The sequence below is a fragment of the Streptomyces sp. ICC4 genome, assembly GCF_003287915.1.
Lineage (GTDB): Bacteria > Actinomycetota > Actinomycetes > Streptomycetales > Streptomycetaceae > Streptomyces > Streptomyces tritrimontium.
The window spans coordinates 1265560-1287537 of sequence record NZ_CP030286.1 but is presented as its reverse complement, the minus strand read 5'-3'; the positions used below and the strand labels follow the sequence as shown (position 1 = coordinate 1287537).

Below are 21978 nucleotides of genomic sequence, written 5' to 3'. Positions count from 1 at the left end.
CCCTCACAAGCCCTTGAGGACGTATGCACCGTGACCGGCGCGTCACCGCCCCCGTGACGTCGCCGGCGCTGGATCTCGACGGGCTCAAGACCCCGGTCGAGGACGTCCGGCGGGGAACTGGGCGGGTGCGGTTATGCGCCTGGGTGCATGGCGTCGCGGACCAGGGCGGTGTCGACGAACTGCTCGAAGCGGACGATCTTTCCGCCGCGTACGACGAAGTGGTGGGCGACGCGCACGTTGAGCGGTTTGTTGGTGGCCTTGTTGGTGGCGGTGTAGCGGGCGAGGACGACGACGTTCTGGCCGTCGACGACGTAGGTGTCGTCGTGGGCGGCCCAGTCGTCCCAGGACTCGCCGAGCTGTTCCATGACGGCGGAGGTGACGCCGGTGGGGGTGCGGTAGGTGCCGGCCAGGGGGAAGCCGGCCATCTCGGTCCACTCCACGTCGTCGGCCAGGGTGGCCCGCAGGGCTTCGAGGTCGCCGTTGGCGGAGGCGACGTACTGGCGGCGCACCACATCGGCGGGGGCGGCGGAGGCGTGGAAGTCGGTGGTCTCCATGGGTTACGGCCTTTCTCAGATGGGGTCGGGGGTGCTGGTGGGGCACAGGCGGTAGGTGGGTACGCGCCTGGCTCCTGCGTAGCGTTGGAGCAACTGGTGGATGCCCGCGCCGCCGGCCGGCGCGATCAGGTACGCGGCGAGGTAGCCGTAGGTCCCCAGGAGCGCGGGGCCGAACTGGCGGGCGCGGGGCCGGCGGCCTGGGTGTCGCGGGCGGTGGTGCTCATGGGTTCTCGCTGGGCTCGGCGGGCACGGTCCGGCCTGCGTCCCGGCCGGACCGTGGTCGGGGTGGGTCAGCCCCAGGTCATTTCGCCCTTGGCGACCTTCGCGCCGAGCTGGGCCGCGATGAGCATGCCGGATCCGGGGTAGCGGGCGACCAGGGCGTTGGTCAGGGCCTCACCGTTGTCGGCCTTGTCCAGCTCGTCCTCGAAGGCGGTGAGGTAGTTCCGGGTGTAGGCGATCGGGCTCGCGTCGAGGGCGGCGGCAGTGGGCAGCCGGTGGCCGGGGACTGCGAAGGCGGGGTCGAGGGCCGTCATCTCGTCCAGCAGCTCGATCCACACGGCGCGGTCCTGGGGCTTGCCGGTGTCGGCGACCCAGACGTGCTCGTTCTGGAAGAGCAGGACGCCGGCGACGATCGCCCGGTGCTCGGCCTGCCACAGGTAGTGGCGGTCGGGCAGTCCCGGGTGGCCGCCCTTGAGCTGGAAGACGTGGCCTTCGAAGGTGAGGTCGCCGGTCAGTTCGGCCATCTCGACCAGGCGGGTGGGGCGGTTGGCGCCCACCGGCTCCCAGGCCTTGAGCTTGCCCTCGTACGCGGCCTTGATGTGCTCGATCACCAGCGGTGTCGCCAGGATCTCGGCATCGGGGAAGGCGTCGGCGATGACCTCGGCGCCCCAGTAGTAGTCGGGGTCGGCGTGGCTGATGAACACCTTGGTGAGGTTCTTGCCGGAGTCGAGGATCTCGGCGGCCAGCCGGTGTCCGTCGGCGCGGGTGAACCCGGTGTCGATGAGGAACGCGCCCTGCTCACCGGTGATGAGGGTTGCGGTCTTGTTCTTCGAGCCGACGGGGAAGTCCAGGTCGATGACCTTGAAGTCGAGAGTACTCATCATCATGTCCTTTGCCGGAAGCAGAGTGAGGGGTGCTGAGGTGTGAGGCTGGGTTGCCCGCCGTGTGGGTTCAGGTTCGCGCCGCCCGGGTGCGGGCGGCACCGACCGTGCCGGTGTGTCGGCCGGGATTCAGCGGCCGGATGCGGCCGACCGGGTGCGGGCGGCGCCGAACTGCTCCAGGAGGGTGTCGATCTTGTCGGGGCCGGCGTGGCCTACGGCGAGGACCGCGGTGCGGTCGCCGTCCTGGACCAGGAGGGTCGGGTAGGCGTTCGCGCCCAGAGCTGCTGCCCGCCGGAAGTCGGCCTCGGCCGCGAGGGAGGTGGCCGGTGCGGCGAGCGCGGAGCCGACCTCCAGCGCATCAAGGCCGGCTGCCGCGGCGATCCGGGTGAAGGTCTCGGGGTCGGACAGGCTCAGGCCGTCCTGGTAGAACGCGGCCTGTACGGCCATGGCCAGCTCCACCGCCCGCTCCGGGGCCGCCTGCCGCAGCGCCGCCGTGCCCCGGGCGGCGTCCTGGGAGTCCATGACGAACGAGCCGTCGGCGATCAGCCGCTCGTACCCGGCCCCGAACCCGACACCGGTCAGCTCGCTGATCTTGGCGTTCGCACCCTGGACGTAGCCGAACTCGCGGATCGGCACGGCCCGCTGCCCGGTGAACAAGCCGCCCGACACGACCTCGACGGGCAGTTCGGGGTGGCGCAGGGTGACCTCGGCCAGGGTGGGGGCAAAACCGTAGGACCAGCCGCAGTAGGCGTCGAAGACGTAGACGAGTTTCATGGGGAGGCCTTCGCAGAGGGAGTCGCTCCGCACCGAAGCGATGTACCTGCCTGAACAGTATCTGCCATGTCAGGTATTCCCGCATGGTGAAAGGCCCCCATCGTCGGGGCTTCCGCCCCCCTACCGCAGGCGGGGCAGGGCGTCCCGCGCCGAGTGGGACAGGATCCGCAGGCACTCCATGAACTGCTCCCTCGCCTCCTCGGGCAGCGGCGCCAGGAAATGGCGGCGGATGTTCTCCACGTGCACCCGGCTGGCCCGCACGACGATGTCCTCACCCCGCCCGGTGAGCCGTACCAGCTTGCCCCTGCGGTCCGCTGGGTCGTCGGCGCGCACCACCAGGCCGGCCGCCTCCATCCGGTCCACCAGGCGGGTCATCCCGCCCGTGGTCAGGACCCGCTCCTGCGCGATGGCCCGCATCGACATGCCCGAACCGCCCGCCCGTCCCACGATCAGCAGCACCTCGTACATCAGGTGACTGATCCCGAACTCCTCCTCGATCGCACCACCGAGCAGGTACTCCAGCCGCCCCGCGGCCCCCTGCAGCCGCCCGAACGCGAGCACCAGCTCGTCGTTCGCCGCCTCCTGCGCCGAACCGATCCCCGCACCTTCGCCCACCCGCCACACCCTTCGCTCGCCAGCTCCGCTCTCGGTACGATCATCGCCCCTCCCTGCCGCCCGGCACGCGGCAACGCCCTCCCAGGTGGGCGCCGGGGAGGGCTACTGCCGGGCGGGTCCGGCGGGTGACACGGACGGTAGCCAGGACCCACGCGCGACATCCATGTCATGAACGGCCCAGGAGCGGTCTCTCACCGAAACCTGGCACTACGCAGAACTCCGCCAAAGCGTCCGGCCGGAACTCGGATGACTGCTCGGGCGAGCAGGGGCAACGGTGCCCCCCGGGGGGGCATCCATGAGCCTGGTCAGAGGGTGACCGCCACCTCCAGCGGGTCCCATATACAGGACTTCGCCTTGTGGTTCCGGGCGACCGGGGCCGCCGACGTCGAGCCCGTCACCGCGACGACTGCTCGGCGCGCGCGGAACCCGCTCCGGGCCGGCAACCGACGCACGGCGAGGCGGCTGGTTGGCATCGAGCAATGCGTCACTTATGCGAGCGGCACCTTGGAAGGCTTGGAGCCGTCCGGGACCCGGTTGGCGATCGACTTCGCGTGGACCTCGTGGAAGGTGATGCCGAGGAACTCCGGGGGTGTCGAAGGTCCGGGTATGCACTGTGTCGGGGGGCGAAGAGTGCGGCGGGCCCGGCGGCGTCGGCGAGGTTGTTCCAGCGCACGAAGTCTGCTCAGCGGGCTTGGGGTTCGGGTTCCGGGGCGAGATGGCCGGGCCGGGGTGCACGGATGGCTGGCGCGGTTTCCGGGAGGCGGCGCAGGACGGGCAGGACGGCCAGGGCAGTGGCGGCGACCAGGGCGCCGGGGATCAGGGCCCAGCCGGTGGAGTCGACCAGGGCCTGGGAGGCGTAAGGGGTGAGTCCGCCGAAGAGGGCGGTGGCTGCGGTGGCGCCGAGCGCGAGGCCGCTGAGGCGCTGGGAGACGGGGAACTGTTCGGCGATCGCGGAGGCCGCGACCGCGCTGATGCCGCCTGCCACGCAGGCCAGGACGACCGCGCCGGTCAGTGCAGCGGCGAAGCTGCCCTGGGTCATGAGGCCGAACATGGCCGGCGGCAGGATCACCGCCAGGGCACCGAAGAGCGTGAGTGCGGGGCGGCGGCCGACCCGGTCGGACAGGACACCCGCGAACGGCGTGACGACGATGACGACGAGGGCCGCGATGGTCGACAGCCACAAGGCGTCGGACTCCCTGAAGCCGCTGACCGCGCCGAGGTAGGTGGGGACGTAGCTGATGCCGACGTAGTACGTCACCGAGCCGAGCGCCGAGATCGCGCACGTCCGGTAGAGCGCGGGGCGCTGGGTGCGCAGAGTGGTCATCAGTGGGCCCGCGCCCTTGGTGTCGGGCGGGGGCTGCTGCTCGAAGGCGGGGGATTCGCGCATGGTGGAGCGGGCGATCAGCACCGTGGTGGCGAGCAGCGCGCCGAACAGGAAGGGGATGCGCCACCCCCACGCGTCCAGGGCGGGACCGGGGACGAGGGTGACGGTGAGGGCAGTGACCCCGGCGGCGAGCAGCGCACCGATCTCGCTGGCGGCGGAGGCCAGCGAGGCGACCAGGCCGCGCCGGTGGGGTGCGGCGCCTTCGACCAGGTAGGCGGTGACGCCGGTGTACTCGCCACCGACGGCGAAGCCCATGACACAGCGCAGCAGCAACAGCAGAACCCCGGCGGCGGAGCCGATCTCGTCGCGGGTCGGGAGCAGGGCGGTGGCCAGCATCGCGGAGGTCATCACCGCCATCGAGCCGAGCAGCACCTTGCGGCGCCCGAGCCGGTCCCCGATGTGGCCGAAGGCCATCGCGCCGAGCGGGCGCATCAGGTAGGCGACGGCGAAGACCGCCAGGGTGATCAGGAGCGAGGTGGAGCCGGTGCCGAAGAACACCCGGGACAGCACGGTGGTCATGTACAGGTACAGCGTGAAGTCGTACCACTCCACGACGGTGGACAGGGCCGCCACCAGAATGGAGGACCGGGGCAGGACGGCTATCGCCTGAGCGGGCGGTGGGGGTGCGAGGGATTCCATGATGTGCCTTGCGGGAGGGCGGCAGCGCGGACCTGGACGGTTGCGTGGGAGGAGGAGGCGACTGTCTGCCTCACGGCGCCGGTACGGCGCCGATCTGCTGCATCACCCCGAGGAGATCGGGCTGGCCCCGTTCGCCGACGATCCGGCCGTCGGCCAGGTAGTAGAAGTTCATGGCCTGCACCGAGATCTTGTTGCCGGTCGCCGGGATCCCGAAGAATTCACCGTCGTGGGTTCCCCGCATGGTGAACCGCGCGGCGACCGTGTCGCCTTCGGTGACCGTCTCCTCCAGCGTCCACTGGACGTCCGGGAAGGCGCTGCGCATCATTCCGAGGACTTCCATGTACCCATCGGGCCCCCGCAGCGGTTCCGGGTGGCTGGGTGCGTGGAACACCGCGTCCGGAGAAATGACCTCGCGGGCGAGATCCTCGTTGCCCGTGTTGATGAACTCGACGAAGCGGTTCATCACTGACTCGGTGGACTGCGATTGCATCTAGTGCTGTGACCGGAAAGGTTCACCGGGTCGCGGCGCCCGGCACGGCACCTCGCCGCGTTGTCGGACCACCGAAGTACGTCCAGTACAAGCGGCGGCCCTCCGCCTTGCGATGCACCGCACCGGACACCGCGACCCGGCAAACCTTCCCGGCCACAGCACTAGCTGTGCCTCTCCAGAAACGTTTGGGCGGGTACCTACGAGCGTAACATCGAATCGATGTTCACATCGATTCGATGCACCTGTGCGAAGATGGACTCATGCTGGAACTCGCGATACTCGGCTTCCTCGCCGAGGGACCCCTGCCCGGACACGAGCTGCGCCGCCGCGTCTCACAGCTGACCGGCTATACGCGGCCGGTCAGCGACGGCAGCCTGTATCCGGCGATCAATCGCCTGACCAAGGCGGGCTTGATCGAGCGGCGCGCCGACCCGGCCGCGGGGGCGGCCCGGTACGTGCTCAGCCTGACCGCGGCCGGACGGGCCGACATGCTTCAGCGTCTGCGCGAGCCCGCCGACCACGAGATCACCGACTTCACCCGGTTCTACATCGTCCTGGCATTCCTCTCCCACCTGCCCGACGCAGCCGAACAGCACGCGGTGCTGAGCAGACGGCTGGAGTTCCTGGAAGAACCGGCGAGCTTCTTCTACGACCACGACCGGCCCCTGCGTGCCGAGGAGGTCGCCGACCCCTACCGGCGGGGCATGCTGCTCACCGCCCGCGCCACCAGTCGCGCGGAGCGGACCTGGCTGCGCGAAGCCCTCGGAGACGAAGCCCCCGTATTCGACACCGGACGCGCCGACAGCGATCCGCACGCACCCGCCGCTCCCGCCGCTCCCGCGAGCTGACTGTCCACGGAGGTACCCCCATGCTTGCTTCCTGGTACGACGACCAGGGCCCCGCCGCCGATGTCCTGCACGTCGGTGAACTCCCTGATCCCGCCCCCGGCCCCGGCGAGGTCCGCGTCCGTGTCACCGTCTCGGGAGTCAACCCCGGCGACACCAAGAAGCGGCGCGGCTGGCTCGGCTCGTCCATGCCCTACCCACGGGTGATCCCGCACAGCGACGCCGCCGGAGTCATCGACGCCGTGGGCGCCCAAGTCGACGCCCGCCGCGTCGGACAGCGGGTCTGGGTATACGGCGCCCAGTCCTACCGCCCCTTCGGTACAGCTGCTCAGTACACCGTCGTACCCGACCACCAAGCCGTACTTCTGCCCGACCATCTGACTGATGAGCTGGGGGCGAGCCTCGGCATCCCCGGTATCACCGCCCACCGCACCGTCTTCGCCGACGGCCCCGTCGACGGCCGACCGGTCCTGGTCCACGGAGTCCTCGGCGGCGTCGGCTCACTGGCCGCCCAGCTCGCCCACTGGGCCGGCGCCACCGTGATCGCCACCGTCCGCCGCACCGCGGACCTCGACCACGTCGACCCGGCCGTCGTCTCCCACGCCGTCGCCCTGGATACCGGCGACCCCGCCGCAGCCATCCGCTCGTACGCGCCGCAGGGGGTCGACCGGATCATCGAGGTCGCCCTGTCCGACAACGCCGACCTCGACAACGCCGTCGCCGCCAACAACGCCGTCATCGCCGCCTACGCCACCCGCACGGACCGCACCGAGATCCCCTTCTGGCCGCTGCTGTTCAACAACGTCACCCTGCGCCTGCTCGGCAGCGACGACTTCCCCGCCGAGGCCAAGCGCCAGGCCGCCCGCGACCTCACCTCCGCCGCCGCCGTCGGCGCCCTCACCATCGCCGTCGGCGACCGCTACCCGCTGGACGACATCGCCAAGGCCCACGACCACGTCGACGCCGGCGGTGGCCACGGCCGCATCCTGCTCACCATCCCCCAATAGCGCAGACGGAGTGCCGGCCGGCCACCGAGGGAGGGGCGTCGCGCCGGCGATGAAGCTTCTGGCGATCAGCTTCGCGCGTTCGCACGGCGTGCACTGGATGCGGGCCTTCCACCACCCGGGCAACGCTGCGGCCATCGGCATGAACCGGCGGCTGGGCTTCGTCGAGGCCGACGTGCCCGTCCGGGACGACGGATCGGGTCGGGCCGCGCTTCCCGGCCGGGCAACGGGACGACCTTGCGCGTGACCTTGACGCGCTACTCGGGCAGACCCATAGTGATGGCCACCGAGCCGCTCTCATCTACCGCGTGTCCTGGCTGAATTGATTGTTAGCGCTAACATTCGATCCTGCTTCCACCGTCCCCGCACTCCCGACGGGCTGGGCTCCACGGAACGGGCAGCAACCTCCCGCCCCGGGACGCAACGTCCGCGACCACCCGCGGGACCCGTTGCATCCCGTGGTCCGGGCGCCCCCGCCCAGCACTGCGACGGTGCATGCCGTGCCTGCCGAGAACGGCCGCCCGCCCCCACGCACCCTGGAGCGCAAATGACCGCAACAACCGGCCCCGGCCCCCACCCGTCGCGACGCCTGTTCCTCGGTATGGCCGCCACCGTCCCGCTGGCCCTGAGCGGCACGCTGGCCCTGGGCGCGCGGCCCGCCTACGCTGCCGACGCGGCCTACGTCATGGGCTACTTCACCGAGTCCGCGGCCTTGCTGGACGCCAACTACGGCCTGCACTTGGCCGTCAGCACCGACGGCCTGCGCTGGATGCCGCTCAACCAGAACAACCCCGTGGTGACCCCGACCGAGGGTGCGGGCGGCCTGCGTGATCCGTTCATCATGCGCAAGCAGGACGGCACCTTCGTCGTACTCGCCACCGACCTCAAGGGCTTCGACTGGGGCTACAACAGTCAGTACATCCACGTCTGGGACTCCGCGGACCTGCGCAGCCTCACGGGATACCGACGCCTCAAGCTGCACGACATGATCACCCACAGCTGGGCGCCCGAGACGTTCTGGGACGCCGGCCGGGGCGCGTACGGGATCATCTACTCGTCCGTCAATGCCAGCGGCCACGGCGTGATCATGGTGAACTACACCACCGACTTCCAGACGGTGTCGCCCCCGCAGGTTTTCTTCGATCCCGGCTACGACATCATCGACGGCAATCTGGCCGTGGGCGTCAACGGGGTCAACTACCTCTACCACAAGAGGGACGAGGCCCTGGTCGGCGCGCGGTCGACCACCCTCAATCCGGGCAGCTTCACGCCCTTCAGCACGGCGGCCGCTCACGGTGCCACCGAGGCGCCGACCCTGGTGAAATCCCTGACCTCCGGATCCTGGTACCTGTGGGGCGACACCTACTCGCCGAACGGCGTCTTCTACGCCTGGCAGAGCAACGACCTCGCCGCCGGCACCTGGACCCCGCTCGACCAGCGCCTCTACACCCAGCCGCTCAACTCCAAGCACTGCACCATCGCGACGATCACCACGAGTGAGTACGACAACCTCGTGGCGAAGTGGGGCAGCCCCGCCTGGAACCGGCTGAAGTCCTACAACTACCCCGACCGTTACGTCCGTCATGCCAACTCCGTCGGCCGGATCGATGTCTACCCGTTCGACCCGTACACCGACTCGCAGTGGAAACTCGTACGCGGCCTGGCCGACAGCGCGGGCGTGTCCTTCCAGTCGGTCAACTTCCCGACCCGCTACCTGCGGCACTCCAACTACGACCTGCGGCTGGAAGAGAACGACGGCACCGCGACCTTCGCCGCGGACGCCACGTTCCAAAGGACCGCCGGCCTGGCCGACTCCTCCTGGTCGTCCTTCCGTTCGCACAACTTCCCGACGCATTACATCCGGCACACCGGCTACGTCCTGCGCATCGACCCGATCGCCACCACCACGGAGAAGGCCGACGCCACCTTCCACGTCGGCTACTGACGGGGGTCGGCTCGGGCCTTTGGCTTCACGGCCGTTGGGAAACGCCGGCCCGGTCCCCTCGGGGTGAACCCGAAGGGACCAGGCGATGTCCGTGGGGAGATCGCCCAGGACGGGCCCGTCGACCGTACGCGGTGGGGCAGGGGGAGGTCCGGTTACGGAAGGTGAACGCGGGTGCGTGGCTTGACGCGCACCGCGCGGGGCCGGCTTCATGTGCCTACGAATGGGAGTGCTCCCGGCGGTGCGGTGCTTTGGTCTCCTGCCAGTAGTAGCTCCCCAGCGGGACGGTCGCGGTGCAGACACCGTCGGCGCCGGTGGTGCAGGTGGCGCCCACGGACGTGTCCGGGCGGCGCTACCGGTCTACAGAAGGCCGGAGATCAGCAGCGGGGTGGGGCGCAGCGATCGGCGCTGCCTCCTGCGGTGCGCCACACGTGGCGCCAGTTCCGTTAGATGCCCCGCATGGTGGCATCGGTGGAGTCTGCGAACAGCACCGACCCGGTCTCGTCCCGTGACCGCCGACGCCGGCGCGGAGGCCGACGGCCCGGCGCGCGCCACGGGTGGGTGGCGTTGCTGCCGGGCCGTCGGTCACTCACGCGGTCTCACTTCCCGCGCAAAGCCCCGCGGCGACGTCCGCGAAGCACCAGCACGCTGCCGGCGACGATGACCAGCAGGCCACCGAGGGCGCTGTAGGTGATGGTGTTGCTCACCCCGGTGGAAGCCAGGCCGCCGGACGTGCTGCCCGGGGTCGGCTGGCCGACGGGTACGCCGCGCTCCGCCTGCGCACGGGTGCCGGTCGTGCCGGAGGCGGTAACAACCGGCGTGGCGGCGGTCGGCGTGGGGGCGGGCGTCGGCTTGGCAGCGCCGGCGGTCCCCGACGCGGGCTTCAGCTGAAGAGTCGTGATCGAATACGGCGGCAGCGTCTGTGCGACCGCCGTACCCCGCTTCGCCGTCGTCAGGGCAGTATCTCCCTTGGCATACGAAACGGTCGTGACCGCCCCGGCGGCCGGGGTGAATCCGGCGTACGAGAGCGACACCGGCGCCGCGTTCTGCGGGCTCTTGTTGATCAGCATGACGTTCAGACCGCCGTTGCCGCTCCGCACCGCGTGCACGGCAACCGACGAGTTGCCCGAGGACGACTTGACCATGGTGTCGCCGGGCTGCGCCAGTGCGGTCAGCGAGCGGATGCCCCAGTAGGTGGGGAAGGGCGTGTCGCGCGGCGGTTGGCACTTCCCCCCGGCGCAGGTTCCAGCGGAGAGAATGCCCCCGTCCCGGTAGTCGGTCTCGCCGTGGACGGTGGTGGGTGCTTCGCCCGAGCCGTTGTGCAGGTTCCACCAGTCCACGTGGGTGGCACCCTGCTCGAACCAGGTCATGTAGGTGTCCGGCGCGAACAGGGCCGCGGCCTGGCTGGTCAAGGCGGGCGAGCCGACGGCGTCGGTCTCGGTGACCGCGATCTCCACCGAAGCGGCGCGCGAGCCCGCGTACTTGGCGATCAGCGAGCGCAGCGAGGACGTGGCACCGGCGATCCGCGAGGGGGTGTTCAGCAGGTCGGCCGTGGTGGTGCCGCCCGGATACCAGTGGACGATGACGAAGTCGATCGAGCTTGCCGCGATGGAGAGCACCGTGTGGTTCCAGTCGGCGCTGTCACCGGGAGCCTTCTCCTTGTCCGGCCAACCACCGGGGGTGGTGAGCACCGCTCCGATCTTCACCTTCGGGTCCACGGCCTTCATCGCCTTCGAGTAGGCGACCAGGTTCTTTCCGTACTCCTTCGGGCTCTTGTCGGCGTGGGTGTCGGTTTCCCAGCCCTTGCCGTTGCCGTAGTGCCCGTTGCCGTAGACCTCGTTGCCGATCTCCCAGTACTTCACGCCGTAACCTTTGTCGACGTTGGCGTACTTGACCCAGTCGGCGGCCTCCTGGGGGGTGCCGGAACCGTAGTTCGCGGTCAGGATCGGCTGGGCGCCGACCTTCTTCGCGGTGGCCATGAAGTGGTCGAAGTTGGTGTTGGAGGGGATCCAGCCGCTGCCGTCGCCGGAGGTGTGGGTCTTCCAGTGGTAGTCGTCCGCGCCGGAGCCGCCGGGATAGCGCAGTTGCCGGACTCCCGCGGCCTTCATCAGCGATGTCACCTTGGGGTCCCCCATGTGCTCGTCGCCGAAGCCCGTGTTGAGGCCGACACCACTTCTGGGCACCGTGCCCAAGGAGGTACCGGCATCCACACTGATGCGGACGGTCGGCGCGGCGCCCGCGCTGGGCGCCAGGGCGCCGACACCGGCCGAGGCGGCGAGCACCGCCACCGCCCCCACGACCAAATGCCGGAGAATCCGGCTACGGCGGGGCGTGCGATCCCGAGGCATCGGCTGCTCGGGGGATCTCGGGTTGCCTGGTGACATGTGGGGCTCCGATCGGGTGTTGACACAGAGGGTGTAGGGCCGCTGATCACGGCTCGCCCTCGTCGGTACACCCCTAAGTGGCCGGCCGGAGCGGAAGGGTTGCCGTTTCAAACATCTTTCGCCGAGACGCGGTCGCACCGTCTCACCGGACCCGGTGGCCCCGTGACACGCCCGGGCTGGTCCTTGCCGCCGGGGCCGCGGCCAAGAGCGCCACCTCGGAGCGTCCATCAGTAGGTGCCCGTCCTGGCGCTGGACAGCTTGTTCCCGTCCACCACCGCGTGACGCCACCGGTGGTGCCGCTCGTTGGGCCCGGGTGACAACTCCTCCCCCGCTCCCGTCCGACCCCGGCGACCGGCCGCACCCGGCGGCGGCCGCCGCGGGCTGCCACCGAAACTCCCCTTGCGCAGCAGGCAGGGGGAGTTTCGGTGGGCTTGAACCGGATACCGGTGTCAGCAGGAGGACTAGCCCGTGGAGCCGACGCGGACGAGCTTCCACTGCTGGTTCACTCCGCCCCAGTCCGAATACTGGACGATGCCGGTCCCGTCGGCGGAGGAGAAGCCCGGTACCTCGACGGCCTTCCCGCTGTTGCGGTTGATCAACCGGACGTATCCGTCCGGTGAGTCCACCAACCGGAACTGCTGGTTCACGCCACCGTGGTCGCTCCACTGGTGGATGGCGGCGTTGTCGGCCGTCGACCAGCCGGAGACGTCCAGCAGCTTGCCGGAGTGCCTCGCCTTCAACTGGTAGTAGCCGCCACCGGAGTCCACGAACTGGAACTGCTGGTTGGGCCCGTCGTACCGGGCCCACTGCGTGAGGGCGGCGCCGTCCGCGGAGCTCACGCCCGCCACGTCCAGTGCCTTGCCGCTGTTGCGGTTGACCATGACGTACCAGGCGTTGGTGTCCACAGGGGCCGCCGGCGCGTGCGCGCGCAACTCGAAGCGTTCCACCAGCACTCCGCCGCCGAGGGCCCGGGTGGCATGGTTGAAGACGGCGAAGCGGTAGCCCATGAAGAAATGAGGCCTCTCGCTCATGGTGAAGGCCGGGCCGAGCCGGGTGAAGGTGGTGCCGTCGGTGCTGTAGGAGAACGTCGCCTGACGGCCCGGCCCCGGGCTGATGTCGGCGGCGGCGCGCAGCCAGACGCGGCTGCCGGACGCGGGGAGGTCGGCGCGGGCCTGCTCGGTGCCGGTGCTGCTGGTGTTCCAGCTGGCGTCCATGGTCAGGCCGTCGACCATCACCAGCCTGCTGACGCCGCCCTGCCGCGTGACACCGATCCAGGCGGAGGAGTCCCGCAGCATCGCCAGCCCGGCCCGGTCGCCGTCCGCCATCCCGGAGCAGTCGAGCACGACGGTCGCGGTGGAGGCCGGGCCCTGGATGCGGCGGGTGAGGGTGTTACGGGCGCTGTAGAGGTCGTCGGTGACGGTGGCGGTCCTGAGGGTGAGCCCGTTGTTGACGGTGAACGCGGCGGTGTCGGGGTTGTGGTTCCACTCCCAGTACGGCGCCAGCGCCGTTCCCCGGAAGGTGTCGGCGCCGGTCATCGGCGGGAGCGGGTGCGGGGTGACCGGGTAGGGGTATGTCTCGCCCCACGTGCCGTTGACGGTCTGGAGCTCGGGCCAGCCCTCGGCGTTCCAGGTGACCGGGGCCAGGGCGGGGACGCGGCCGCCGGGATAGGCGTCGATGAAGCCCACGTAGTACCAGTCGCCGTTCGGGGTGTCGACCAGCGAGCCCTGGTGCGGTATGCCGCCGCCGGGGATCGGGCCGGGCAGGTCCAACAGCACCTCCCGCATCTTGTACGGGCCGAAGGGGCCTGATGTGGATTTCCAGATGTACTGGCCGTTGGGCGGGCGGGTGACGAAGATGTAGTAGTTCCCGTTGATCTTGTAGAAGCGGGAGCCCTCCATATAGTGGATCTCGTCGGGCTTGGTGAGCACGTGCTCGGACCTGACCTCGGTGCGCATGTCCGGGGAGAGCTGCGCGACGCGGATCTCGTTGGCGCCGTACGCCACGTACGGGGTGCCGTCGTCGTCGAAGAGCAGTCCCGCGTCGTAGTAATTGCTGCCGATCGCGGCGTGCCGGGTCCAGGGGCCCGCCGCGTTGGTGGCTCTGTATACGTACGACCGCTGCCCGCCGATCTGGCCCAGCCAGTAGAAGGTCCCGTCGCTGGGGCGGTGGCGCATCGAGGACGCATAGATGCCCTGGACGTACGCCCGTCCGCCGTTGAGGTCGTACGCGTCGCCGAAGTCGAGGACCGGCACCGAGTGGCCGATGAACTCCCAGTTGACCAGGTCGTAGGAGCGCAGGACGGGCGCGCCCGGCGAGAAGTGCATGGTCGAGCCGGTGTAGTAGTAAGCGTCGCCGACGCGGATGACCTCGAGGTCGGCGAAGTCCTGCCAGATCACCGGGTTGGTGAACCGCTCCTGCTGGGCCGTCGTGGCCGCCGCCGCGCTCGCGCCTATCACCGGCAGCGTGGTGCCCGCGACCAGGCCGACGGTGGCCGCCATGACTTTCCGTCGGCTGTGGGGGTGTTGGAGCCAGGACATACGAGATCAGCTTCCTCACGCGTGGGGGACCGAGAGCCGAAGTGTGAGCGTTAACATTTCCGAGGACGAACCGTGCAGGGGGTGATCTGGGCGTCCCTCAGCATGTGCAGGAGCAGCCAGAGTGTTTGTCATTTCTGTCTGCAAGAGGTCACCAAGGGGTAGCGAACGTTCCGCATCGGAACGAGCAAGGGGACCGAGGGCTGACCCAGGCCGGGCGGCGAGATGAAGCCGTCGCGCAAAGGCACTGGACAGGGTCGGGCACCGGGTTACCGGACCGGGCCCGACCCCGTGTTGGTTCAGCTCTTGCCGGTCAGGCGCCAGACCTGGTTCTTCTTGGTGGCCAGGGCACTGGCGGAGTCACAGGTCCACTGGTGGACCAATGCTCCGACGGCGGTGGAGATCCCGCTGACGTCCACGCACTTGCCGCTGTGCACCGCGACGAGCTGGTAGTCGTTGGCGGCGACATGCCGCAGCGTGAACTGCTGGTTCGTGTCGCCGTGGCAGGTCCACTGGTGGACCGCCGCGCCGTCGGCGGTGGAGACACCGCGGATGTCGAGGCACTTGCCGCTGTGGCGGTTCACCAGGGAGTAGGTGTCCGCCACCCCTGGCACCGGGCGGAAGTCGAACCGCTGCTCCTCACCGGCGCCGCAGGTGTACTGCCGGTACTGAGTGCCGTCGGCGGTGCTCTGGTTGGGGTCGTCCAGGCAGTGCCCGCTGTGCTGGGCGACGGCGGTTGACGAGAAGGCGGGCTGGCCGGTGGTGAACTGCCACCAGTTCATGTTGAACAGGTACCCGCTGCCACCGGCGAAGCTCAGGTACAGATCGTGGGTCCCGGTCGCACCGGTGACAGGGCACGAGACCGTGCTCCAGGTCTGCCAGCCTCCGGTGCCCGACACCGTGCAGGTCCCGGCCGTCGGCCCAGTAGCACTGTCCAGGTGCAGCTCAACTCGGCCGCCGCTGGTGTTTGAGGCCACCCTGGCGGTGAACGAGCCGGCACCGGTGCCGAATGCCACGCCCTTGACCTTGATGTAATCGCCGTTTTCAATCCAGCTGATGTTCATCCCGCCCTCGCTGGAGGGTTCGGTTTCGATGCCGCTGCCCCACGCGATGGACTCGGCTTCCTGGCGGACATAAGGATCGAGCGTGCCGGCCTGCGGCGCCCCGGCCGTCGTCATATTGATCGTCGGGATCGTTCCGTCAGCGTTGTAGGAAAACTTCTCCACTGCGACCGAGCGGGTGAAGCCGCCGCCGCCCGGGAGGGCGCCGTTGTGATAGAAGAAATACGAGTTGCCCTGAAAGTCCACGATGCCCGCGTGGTTGGTGAAGCTGTTGCCCTGGGCGGGCATGACTGTTCCACGGTAGGTCCACGGTCCGGTCGGGCTGGGTGCCGTGGAGTAGGCGATGAACTCCGAGCAGCACTTGGCGGCATACACCATGTAGTACAGGCCGTTCCGCTTGTAGACCCATGGTGCTTCTTCGTACAGCGTGGGACGGTCGGGGTTGTCGGTGCGGGACCCGAAGCCCTCGGTGGTGAGCGGAATTCTGACGGGGCTGCCTGCGTAGGACGTCATGTCCGCGTTCAGCTTGACGTACCAAAGGTTCGGGTTGCCCCAGTACAGGTAGGCCTGGCCGTCGTCGTCGATGAAGACGGTCGGGTCGATCTCGCTGTTCTCCACCAGCGGGTGGCCGAGGGCGTCCCGGAACGGGCCGGTGGGGCTGTCCGACACCGCCACGCCGATGGCGAATTGGCCGGTCGCCCGGACCGACACCGGCACGTACCAGTAGAACTTGCCGTCCCGTTCGACAGCCTGGCCCGCCCACGCGTTGGCACCCGCCCAGCTGAAGGTGTTCAGGCTGAGCGGTGAGCCGTGGTCGGTCCAGTTGACCATGTCGGCGGAGGACCACACCCGCCAGTCATTCATCACGAAGGAGGAGGTGGAGGTGTCCTCGTCGTGCCCGGTGTAGAGGTAGACCCGCCCGTTGTGCACCAGTGGGGCAGGGTCGGCGGTGTAGACGTGCTGCACGATCGGGTTGTCGGCCCTGGCCGCCGTGGGATGCACCGCGGCGGGAAGGACGACGAACGCCAATATGAGGATCATCAGCACCCAGGCTGCCCGGGCGAGGCTCGTACCGGCGGCGGGTGACCTCACTGCGGTCGGGTGAGCCGTTGCCCTGTGGACGGCGGTACTGGCCATGGTGTGATCCTTCCTGGTGCTGCGCGTCGGGGACTGAGCAGCTGGTCAGATGCGGAGGAGGGACGTTGCTGCGCTCGGGGTGTGGTCCGTGCGAACCGTGCGATGCGGACGGAGCCGCCGAGCGCTGGCGACCGTCAGACCGTCTTCGCCTACTCGGATGCCGGGCGGGCGGCCGCTGCCTGCACGGGAGTTGGTGGTGTCGGCCATCGTGCTGCCTTTCGGCCGTCCGGGCCGGTGACCGCGTCCCGCATCGGGGCGGTTGGTCATCTGGGTTGGTGCGCTGAACTGCGCGAACGGACTGTTTGTCCGGGGTGGCGGCAAGACGTGACCCCTGCGGGGTGGGGATGCCGGGCCTCCGGCGTATTGTTAGCGCTAACAACTTGAAAGTCGAACATCCGGTGTGTTGCAGGGAGAAAACCACGGCACATGAGAGGCCGTCAAGTACCCGCGTCGAAACCTGTCCGTCACTGAGGCGTCATCCGAATCTCGTCCTGTCAAAGTTGCTGACGGGACGGACGTGAGTTGCCGTACCGGCCGGGCCTGCTCACCCTGCAGCGCTGACCCGCCTGATCCACGGTGATCGCGATGTGGTGCGGTCCGCCGACGTGTAGACGAGCGGTTTACGGCGTGGGCAACTCCACCTGCTGACCGATACTCACCGCACCGAGGAACCCCAGCCGCGCATCGGCTGGGGTTCCTCATCCTGTGCGCAGGCGGTTTCAGGGCCCCCGGTTGGGGAGCCTGGACTGCCTGTCGTGACGGACATCTCAGCAGGGAGCGGCAGGACAGGCCGGAAGCGACGGCGGCGACACCAGCATCACCGTCAACGGCATCACCGTGACCGCGAACGGGGGCCGCGGAGGCAGTGCCTACGAAGCAGGCGCCGGCAGCGGCGGAACGGCGGCCCCTACGTCCTGGCGCCTGGGACCGGCACGCTGGCTCTTCTCTTCGCGTGACCCGGGCGGGCTCAGCCTTCCGCCGAGCCCGCCACGCCGGCTCCGGTCCGGAGCCGGACCCGTGTCACGTCGTTAGCGCTGCCGTGTCAGCAGACCCGGCCGGTAGGGCCATTGGCCGTATTCGCCGCCGGAGTTGGGGTCGCGTCCCTGGTAGAGGAACTGCAGGTTGCAGGGATCGACGGTGAAGGTCTGATCGGCGCTGGTGCGGATCAGTTCGCCATGGCTGATGTCGTTGGTCCAGGTGACGCCGCTGTTGGCCTTACCGGCGAAGGAGTTGCTCTCGGTCGCGGCCTGGGGTGTCCATGAGCCGTTCAGGCTGGTGGCCGTGAACGAGCGGAAGTAGCGGCCCTGCGAGCCCCTCGCCTCGACGAGCATGAGGTAGCGGTCCTGGCCCTGGAGCTTGTAGACCTGCGGGGCTTCGAACAGGTTGTCCGCCGTATCGCTCATGATCGTCGTGTAGTTCGAGCCGAAACTGCTCGGGAAGTTCCCGATCGGCATGCTGGCCCGGTAGATCTTGCCGTTGTCACCGGCGAAGAACAGGTACATGTTCGTGCCGTCGGCGATGAGCGTCTGGTCGATGGGGCCTGTGGTGGAGCCGGTGATGCTTCCGGTGAAGAGCACCTGCTGTGAGGACCAGCCATTGGGGTTGGACGGGTCGCTCGACGTCCGGTAGGAGAAGGCGCTCCCGCCTCCCCACTGGTAGGCGAGCACCCAGATGTTCTTCGGCGCGAAGTAGAAGAGCGTGGGCGCGACGACGGAGTTCGACATCGTGTTCTGGCTGGCCGAGGCCATCTCCGACCAGTTGGTGAACAGGCCGAAGTTCATCGAACCCCAGCCCGTTCCCGTTCCCGCGGCGCCGTGCGTCGTCGCATAGACGAGATGCTTGCCGTTGTAGGGAGCGACGGTGAAGTCCTTGAGCGACGCCCACCCGGCCTTGGGCTGCGCCAGTGCGCCCGTCGAGGTCCAGCGGTATGTCGACGGAAGAGCGCACGCACCGGGGTTGCCGGCACCGACCTTGACGAGCTGCCACTGCTGGTTGGTGCCGCCCCAGTCGTCGTACTGGACGACGTTCGCGTTGTCGGCGGTGGACCCGCCTTGTACCTCGAGAGCCTTGTTGCTGTGGCGCGCGATGAGCCTCACGTAGCCGTCCGAGCTGTCGGCCAGCCGCCACTGCTGGTTGGTCCCGTTCGCGTCGGCCCACTGGACGATCGAGGCGCCGTTCGCGGTGGAACCGTTCTGGACGTCCAGCACCTTGCCGGAGTGGCGGGACTTGATGCGGTAGTTACCGCCGCCGGAGTCGACGAACTGCCACTGCTGCTGGTTCTGATCGTTCCGGGTCCACTGGGTGATGCGGGCGCCGTCGCCGGTCGCCAGGTTGTAGACGTCCAGGGCCTTGCCGCTGTTGCGGTTGACCAGCACGTAGGAGGCGTTGGGGTCGACGGTCGCCGCGCTGGCGGGCTGGACACTGAGGAAGGTGGCCAGGAGCAGCAAGGGCGCGAGCACGGCGAGCAGACGTCGTCTCAGGTGGACCGGGGAGGGATGGCGAAACCACATCAGAAGGGCTCCTTCGGGAGGTGGGGGTGAGGTGACCCCGACGGACCGCGGAACGGCCGTATTGGGCGGTCGGGGACGGGATAGGTGTGAAGGCGGCCGCACATGCCGAAGCGTTGGTGCTCCGGACGCTCCAGTCGCGACACTTCGCCGTGGTCGAGGTGGGAGAGGTCTCCGGCCTTCAGCCGTTCCAGCTGACGGCCGGTCGTGACGGCTGCGGCCAGGGAGCCGTCACGCCAGCGGAGCCACCAGGCGTCCAGGAGCTCGCTTTTCAGGCAGTGGGCCGCGATGTGGAAATCCTGCAGCCCGCCTTCGCGCAAGGCCAGGAAACCCTCGACTGCCAGGTCTCGGCGGCGGCGCGCTGCCGCGGAGTGGTCACCGGTCAGGGCGGCCGCCTTCCGGCCTGGCTTTTATCCACTTCTGACTCTGCCGACGATCTGCCGTATCTCGTACGCGCGCGGCGGGAACGCGGCCGGATCCGACGAGCGCCTGGACCTGGCGCGTACGGCGGGCCAGCGGGTCAACGCCTACCTCGGGCCGGAGACCCACGACCGGCACTCCGTGACGTTCAGCCCCCGCAACGTGATCATCCACAGCGTCAGCGCGGCCCTGGAGATGAGCGACCAGACGAAGGCCCTTCGCCGTAACCGGGAGGCAGACCCCGCACCCAACGCGGTCCGTCCCCACCCCCGCCCCGGCCGATCTGCCGGCCTGGGCAGCCGAACACCGCCACACCCTGCACGGCCTCGTCACCGAACACGGCGCCGTACTCGTCCGCGGGCTCGGCCTGTGCGACGCCGGGCAGGTGGGCTCCGTCTTCGGCCGATTGACCCCCGCCCTGATGACCGACACCGAGGCCTTCGCCCCCCGTCAGACCTACGCCCCGGGCGTGTACTCCTCCACGGCGTGGCCCGCCAACCAGCCCATGTGCATGCACCACGAGCTCAGCTACGCCCACAGTCCTCCCGGTCTACTGCTGCTGGCCTGCCTGACGGCGCCCACCACGGGCGGGGCCACCGCCCTCGCGGATTCCGCCGCCGTCCTGGACGCACTGCCGCCGGAGCTCGTCCAGCGGTTCGAAGAGGAAGGCTGGCTGCTCACGCGCACCTACAACGACGACATCGGCGCATCCTGGACCGAGGCGTTCGCCGCCGACGACCGGGCGGGCGTCGAGGAGTACTGCCGCGCCAACGCCATCGAGTTCGCCTGGCAGGACGACGGCAGCTTGCGCACCCGCCAGCGCCGCCCCGCCGTGGTGCGCCATCCGGCCACCGGCCGGCGCTGCTGGTTCAACCAGGTCGCCTTCCTCAACGAGTGGACGCTGGCGCCCGAGGTACGGGAGTACCTCGTCGACGTCTACGGCCCCGAAGCCCTGCCGTTCAACACCCGCTTCGGAAACGGCGACCCGATCGGCGAGGACGTGGTCCAGCTGATCAACACGGTCTACGCCGAGCACACCATCCGCGAGCCGTGGCGGTCGGGCGACCTGATGCTCATCGACAACATCCGCACCGCCCACAGCAGGGAGCCGTTCGAGCCGCCGCGCGAGGTCCTCGTCGCCATGGCCGCCCCGCAACCCCCGGTCCCGGCCCCCGAGGGGAGCACCCGATGACCACGTCCCGCCCCACCGCCGCGCAGGCTCCGATCGCCGTGCCCCCGTTCGCCGTGATCCCCGGGGCCCAGGTCCAGCACACCCTCCAGGGCCAGGAACACCAGATCGTGGAGCTGATCGAGGCCACCTACCATCTCCACTCCGTCGGGGAGTCGGTGAACCCGCCGTCGTACTTCCTGCGCTTCCCCGACCGCCCGACCGCCCGCATCATCGCGCTGCCCGCATCGATCGGCGGGGAGGCGCGGGTGGACGGCCTCAAGTGGATCTCCAGCTTTCCCGACAACGTGCAGGCCGGCATCCCCAGGGCCTCGGCGGTGCTGATCCTCAACGACCACGACACCGGCTACCCGTTCGCCTGCCTGGAGAGCTCCATCATCAGCGCCACCCGAACAGCCGCGATGGCCGCATCAGCGGCCCACAGGCTCAGCCAAAGCCGCGGGACACGACCGGCCCGCGTCGGATTCTTCGGAACGGGCCTCATCGCCCGCTACATCCATGCCTTCCTGACCGCGACCGGCTGGTCCTTCGACGAGATCGGCGTGCACGACACCTCTGCCGACAGCGCAGCCGGCTTCCACAGCTACCTGCAAGACACCCACGAGACAACCCGGATCACCGTGCACGACAGCCCCGAGGAGCTGATCCGCTCCAGCGACCTGCTCGTCTTCGCCACCGTCGCCGGCCGGCCGCATGTCACCGACCCGGCATGGTTCGACCACAACCCCCTGGTCCTGCACGTGTCACTGCGCGACCTCGCCCCCGAAATCCTGCTCGCCTCGACCAACATCGTCGACGACATCGAGCACTGCCTCAAGGCCGACACCTCACCCCACCTGGCCGAACAGCTCACCGGGAACCGCGACTTCCTCACCGGCACGCTGCACGACGTCATGACCGGCCGCACGGCGGTGCCGCACGACCGGCCGGTGGTGTTCTCGCCTTTCGGCCTGGGAGTACTCGACCTCGCCGTCGGCAAACACGTCTACGACGAAGCCGCCCGCACGGGGCAACTGCACGTCATCGACGACTTCTTCCACGAACTGAGCCGATACGGGTGAACGGCCCGACACCGGACAGAGGCCGGGTCAATTCAGGCCAACTCGCTTGGAGGAGCACGTAGTCGGGAGGGCTCCTTTCGTCGTGGGCTGCGGGGGGCCGGCCGGCCCGCGGCGGCCCCGGCGGTCGGCCCGCGGTGATGCGCGTGAGGGGATTGACTGCTGGTCAGGTGGACCGCCGGCCGGTTCGGCGGTCACCGGTCGGGGGCGGCGTACCGAGAATCCCCCGGAGGGTCCGGCGCCGTCCGCGCCCGTCGCCGGCAGCCGCTCGCGGACTGGCCTGATCCCGGGCGGTGGCATCCGAGTGGCGGAATGCCTTCAGTAACGTCCCTGCTCCGGGG

At 69.3% G+C, this 21978-nt stretch carries 18 protein-coding genes and 1 pseudogene; 6 read left to right on the top strand and 13 right to left on the bottom strand.

All coding sequences use genetic code 11. The features are described from left to right. Positions 1–131: 131 nt before the first annotated feature. The 6 genes from DRB89_RS05820 to DRB89_RS05795 form a co-directional block, all read right to left on the bottom strand. Complete coding sequence (locus DRB89_RS05820) at positions 132–554, bottom strand: nuclear transport factor 2 family protein (RefSeq protein ID WP_112447181.1); 423 nt, start codon at positions 552–554, stop codon at positions 132–134. A gap of 290 nt (positions 555–844) precedes the next feature. After that, positions 845–1654, bottom strand: a complete 810-nt coding sequence (locus tag DRB89_RS05815) for an MBL fold metallo-hydrolase (protein ID WP_112453225.1) — start codon at positions 1652–1654, stop codon at positions 845–847. Positions 1655–1783: 129 nt separating this feature from the next. Next, positions 1784–2428, bottom strand: a complete 645-nt coding sequence (locus DRB89_RS05810; protein ID WP_112447179.1) for a DsbA family protein — start codon at positions 2426–2428, stop codon at positions 1784–1786. 120 nt (positions 2429–2548) lie between these two features. Further along, positions 2549–3043 (bottom strand): MarR family transcriptional regulator, encoded by a 495-nt coding sequence (locus tag DRB89_RS05805; protein WP_112447177.1) that lies wholly within the window; start codon positions 3041–3043, stop codon positions 2549–2551. A 682-nt stretch (positions 3044–3725) separates the two neighbouring features. Then, positions 3726–5066 (bottom strand): MFS transporter, encoded by a 1341-nt coding sequence (locus tag DRB89_RS05800; protein WP_112447174.1) that lies wholly within the window; start codon positions 5064–5066, stop codon positions 3726–3728. A gap of 70 nt (positions 5067–5136) precedes the next feature. After that, entirely contained in the window at positions 5137–5529 is a 393-nt protein-coding gene (locus DRB89_RS05795; protein ID WP_239516027.1) for an ester cyclase, read from the bottom strand. Between the two features lie 287 nt (positions 5530–5816). On the opposite strand from DRB89_RS05795, the gene DRB89_RS05790 reads away from it, so the two are divergent. From DRB89_RS05790 to DRB89_RS05775, 4 genes are all read left to right on the top strand, one after another. Next, entirely contained in the window at positions 5817–6404 is a 588-nt protein-coding gene (locus tag DRB89_RS05790; RefSeq protein WP_112447170.1) for a PadR family transcriptional regulator, read from the top strand. Between the two features lie 20 nt (positions 6405–6424). Next, positions 6425–7408 carry an NADPH:quinone reductase gene (locus tag DRB89_RS05785; RefSeq protein ID WP_112463222.1) on the top strand — a complete coding sequence of 328 codons (984 nt, stop codon included), beginning with the start codon at positions 6425–6427 and terminating at the stop codon, positions 7406–7408. 49 nt (positions 7409–7457) lie between these two features. Then, positions 7458–7652 (top strand): hypothetical protein, encoded by a 195-nt coding sequence (locus tag DRB89_RS05780; RefSeq protein WP_112447166.1) that lies wholly within the window; start codon positions 7458–7460, stop codon positions 7650–7652. Between the two features lie 300 nt (positions 7653–7952). Beyond that, positions 7953–9350, top strand: a complete 1398-nt coding sequence (locus tag DRB89_RS05775) for a glycoside hydrolase family 43 protein (protein ID WP_112447164.1) — start codon at positions 7953–7955, stop codon at positions 9348–9350. A 214-nt stretch (positions 9351–9564) separates the two neighbouring features. Here DRB89_RS05775 and DRB89_RS42720 read toward each other — a convergent pair whose 3' ends face one another. The 7 genes and pseudogenes from DRB89_RS42720 to DRB89_RS05750 all read right to left on the bottom strand — a co-directional run bounded on the left by DRB89_RS42720 (position 9565) and on the right by DRB89_RS05750 (position 19290). Next, positions 9565–9681, bottom strand: a complete 117-nt coding sequence (locus DRB89_RS42720; protein WP_162688478.1) for a prealbumin-like fold domain-containing protein — start codon at positions 9679–9681, stop codon at positions 9565–9567. A gap of 265 nt (positions 9682–9946) precedes the next feature. Continuing rightward, a complete protein-coding gene (locus DRB89_RS05770) occupies positions 9947–11644 on the bottom strand; it encodes an LPXTG cell wall anchor domain-containing protein (protein WP_239516026.1) in 1698 nt (565 codons plus the stop codon). A gap of 548 nt (positions 11645–12192) precedes the next feature. Then, positions 12193–12636, bottom strand: coding sequence for an RICIN domain-containing protein (locus DRB89_RS44255; RefSeq protein WP_275432065.1), 444 nt, complete (start codon positions 12634–12636; stop codon positions 12193–12195). 24 nt (positions 12637–12660) lie between these two features. Further along, positions 12661–14268 (bottom strand): annotated as a pseudogene (locus DRB89_RS05765) (glycoside hydrolase 43 family protein); the annotation flags it as partial. A 296-nt stretch (positions 14269–14564) separates the two neighbouring features. Next, the gene (locus tag DRB89_RS05760) at positions 14565–16463 is read right to left on the bottom strand and encodes a family 43 glycosylhydrolase (RefSeq protein WP_239516025.1); all 1899 of its coding nucleotides are present in this window, start codon (positions 16461–16463) and stop codon (positions 14565–14567) included. Positions 16464–17491: 1028 nt separating this feature from the next. After that, positions 17492–18973, bottom strand: coding sequence for a non-reducing end alpha-L-arabinofuranosidase family hydrolase (locus tag DRB89_RS05755; protein ID WP_112447161.1), 1482 nt, complete (start codon positions 18971–18973; stop codon positions 17492–17494). Next, positions 18973–19290: a hypothetical protein gene (locus DRB89_RS05750; protein WP_204358136.1), complete on the bottom strand. Its 318-nt coding sequence runs from the start codon at positions 19288–19290 to the stop codon at positions 18973–18975. Before DRB89_RS05750 ends, DRB89_RS05755 begins: the two co-directional genes overlap by 1 nt. Before the next feature lie 383 nt (positions 19291–19673). Between DRB89_RS05750 and DRB89_RS05745 the strand changes: the two genes are divergently transcribed. After that, positions 19674–20582 (top strand): TauD/TfdA family dioxygenase, encoded by a 909-nt coding sequence (locus tag DRB89_RS05745; protein ID WP_112463220.1) that lies wholly within the window; start codon positions 19674–19676, stop codon positions 20580–20582. Continuing rightward, a complete protein-coding gene (sbnB, locus tag DRB89_RS05740; protein ID WP_112447097.1) occupies positions 20579–21640 on the top strand; it encodes a 2,3-diaminopropionate biosynthesis protein SbnB in 1062 nt (353 codons plus the stop codon). Before DRB89_RS05745 ends, sbnB begins: the two co-directional genes overlap by 4 nt. The last annotated feature ends 338 nt before the right edge of the window (positions 21641–21978 follow it).

Coding starts and splice junctions, on each gene's coding strand:
- DRB89_RS05760 (WP_239516025.1), bottom strand. CDS start 16,463: ATGGCCAGTACCGCCGTCCACAGGGCAACGGCTCACCCGACCGCAGTG.
- DRB89_RS05800 (WP_112447174.1), bottom strand. CDS start 5,066: ATGGAATCCCTCGCACCCCCACCGCCCGCTCAGGCGATAGCCGTCCTG.
- DRB89_RS05790 (WP_112447170.1), top strand. CDS start 5,817: ATGCTGGAACTCGCGATACTCGGCTTCCTCGCCGAGGGACCCCTGCCC.
- DRB89_RS05775 (WP_112447164.1), top strand. CDS start 7,953: ATGACCGCAACAACCGGCCCCGGCCCCCACCCGTCGCGACGCCTGTTC.
- DRB89_RS05785 (WP_112463222.1), top strand. CDS start 6,425: ATGCTTGCTTCCTGGTACGACGACCAGGGCCCCGCCGCCGATGTCCTG.
- DRB89_RS05780 (WP_112447166.1), top strand. CDS start 7,458: ATGAAGCTTCTGGCGATCAGCTTCGCGCGTTCGCACGGCGTGCACTGG.
- DRB89_RS05815 (WP_112453225.1), bottom strand. CDS start 1,654: ATGAGTACTCTCGACTTCAAGGTCATCGACCTGGACTTCCCCGTCGGC.
- DRB89_RS05820 (WP_112447181.1), bottom strand. CDS start 554: ATGGAGACCACCGACTTCCACGCCTCCGCCGCCCCCGCCGATGTGGTG.
- DRB89_RS05795 (WP_239516027.1), bottom strand. CDS start 5,529: ATGAACCGCTTCGTCGAGTTCATCAACACGGGCAACGAGGATCTCGCC.
- DRB89_RS05755 (WP_112447161.1), bottom strand. CDS start 18,973: ATGTGGTTTCGCCATCCCTCCCCGGTCCACCTGAGACGACGTCTGCTC.
- sbnB (WP_112447097.1), top strand. CDS start 20,579: ATGACCACGTCCCGCCCCACCGCCGCGCAGGCTCCGATCGCCGTGCCC.
- DRB89_RS05810 (WP_112447179.1), bottom strand. CDS start 2,428: ATGAAACTCGTCTACGTCTTCGACGCCTACTGCGGCTGGTCCTACGGT.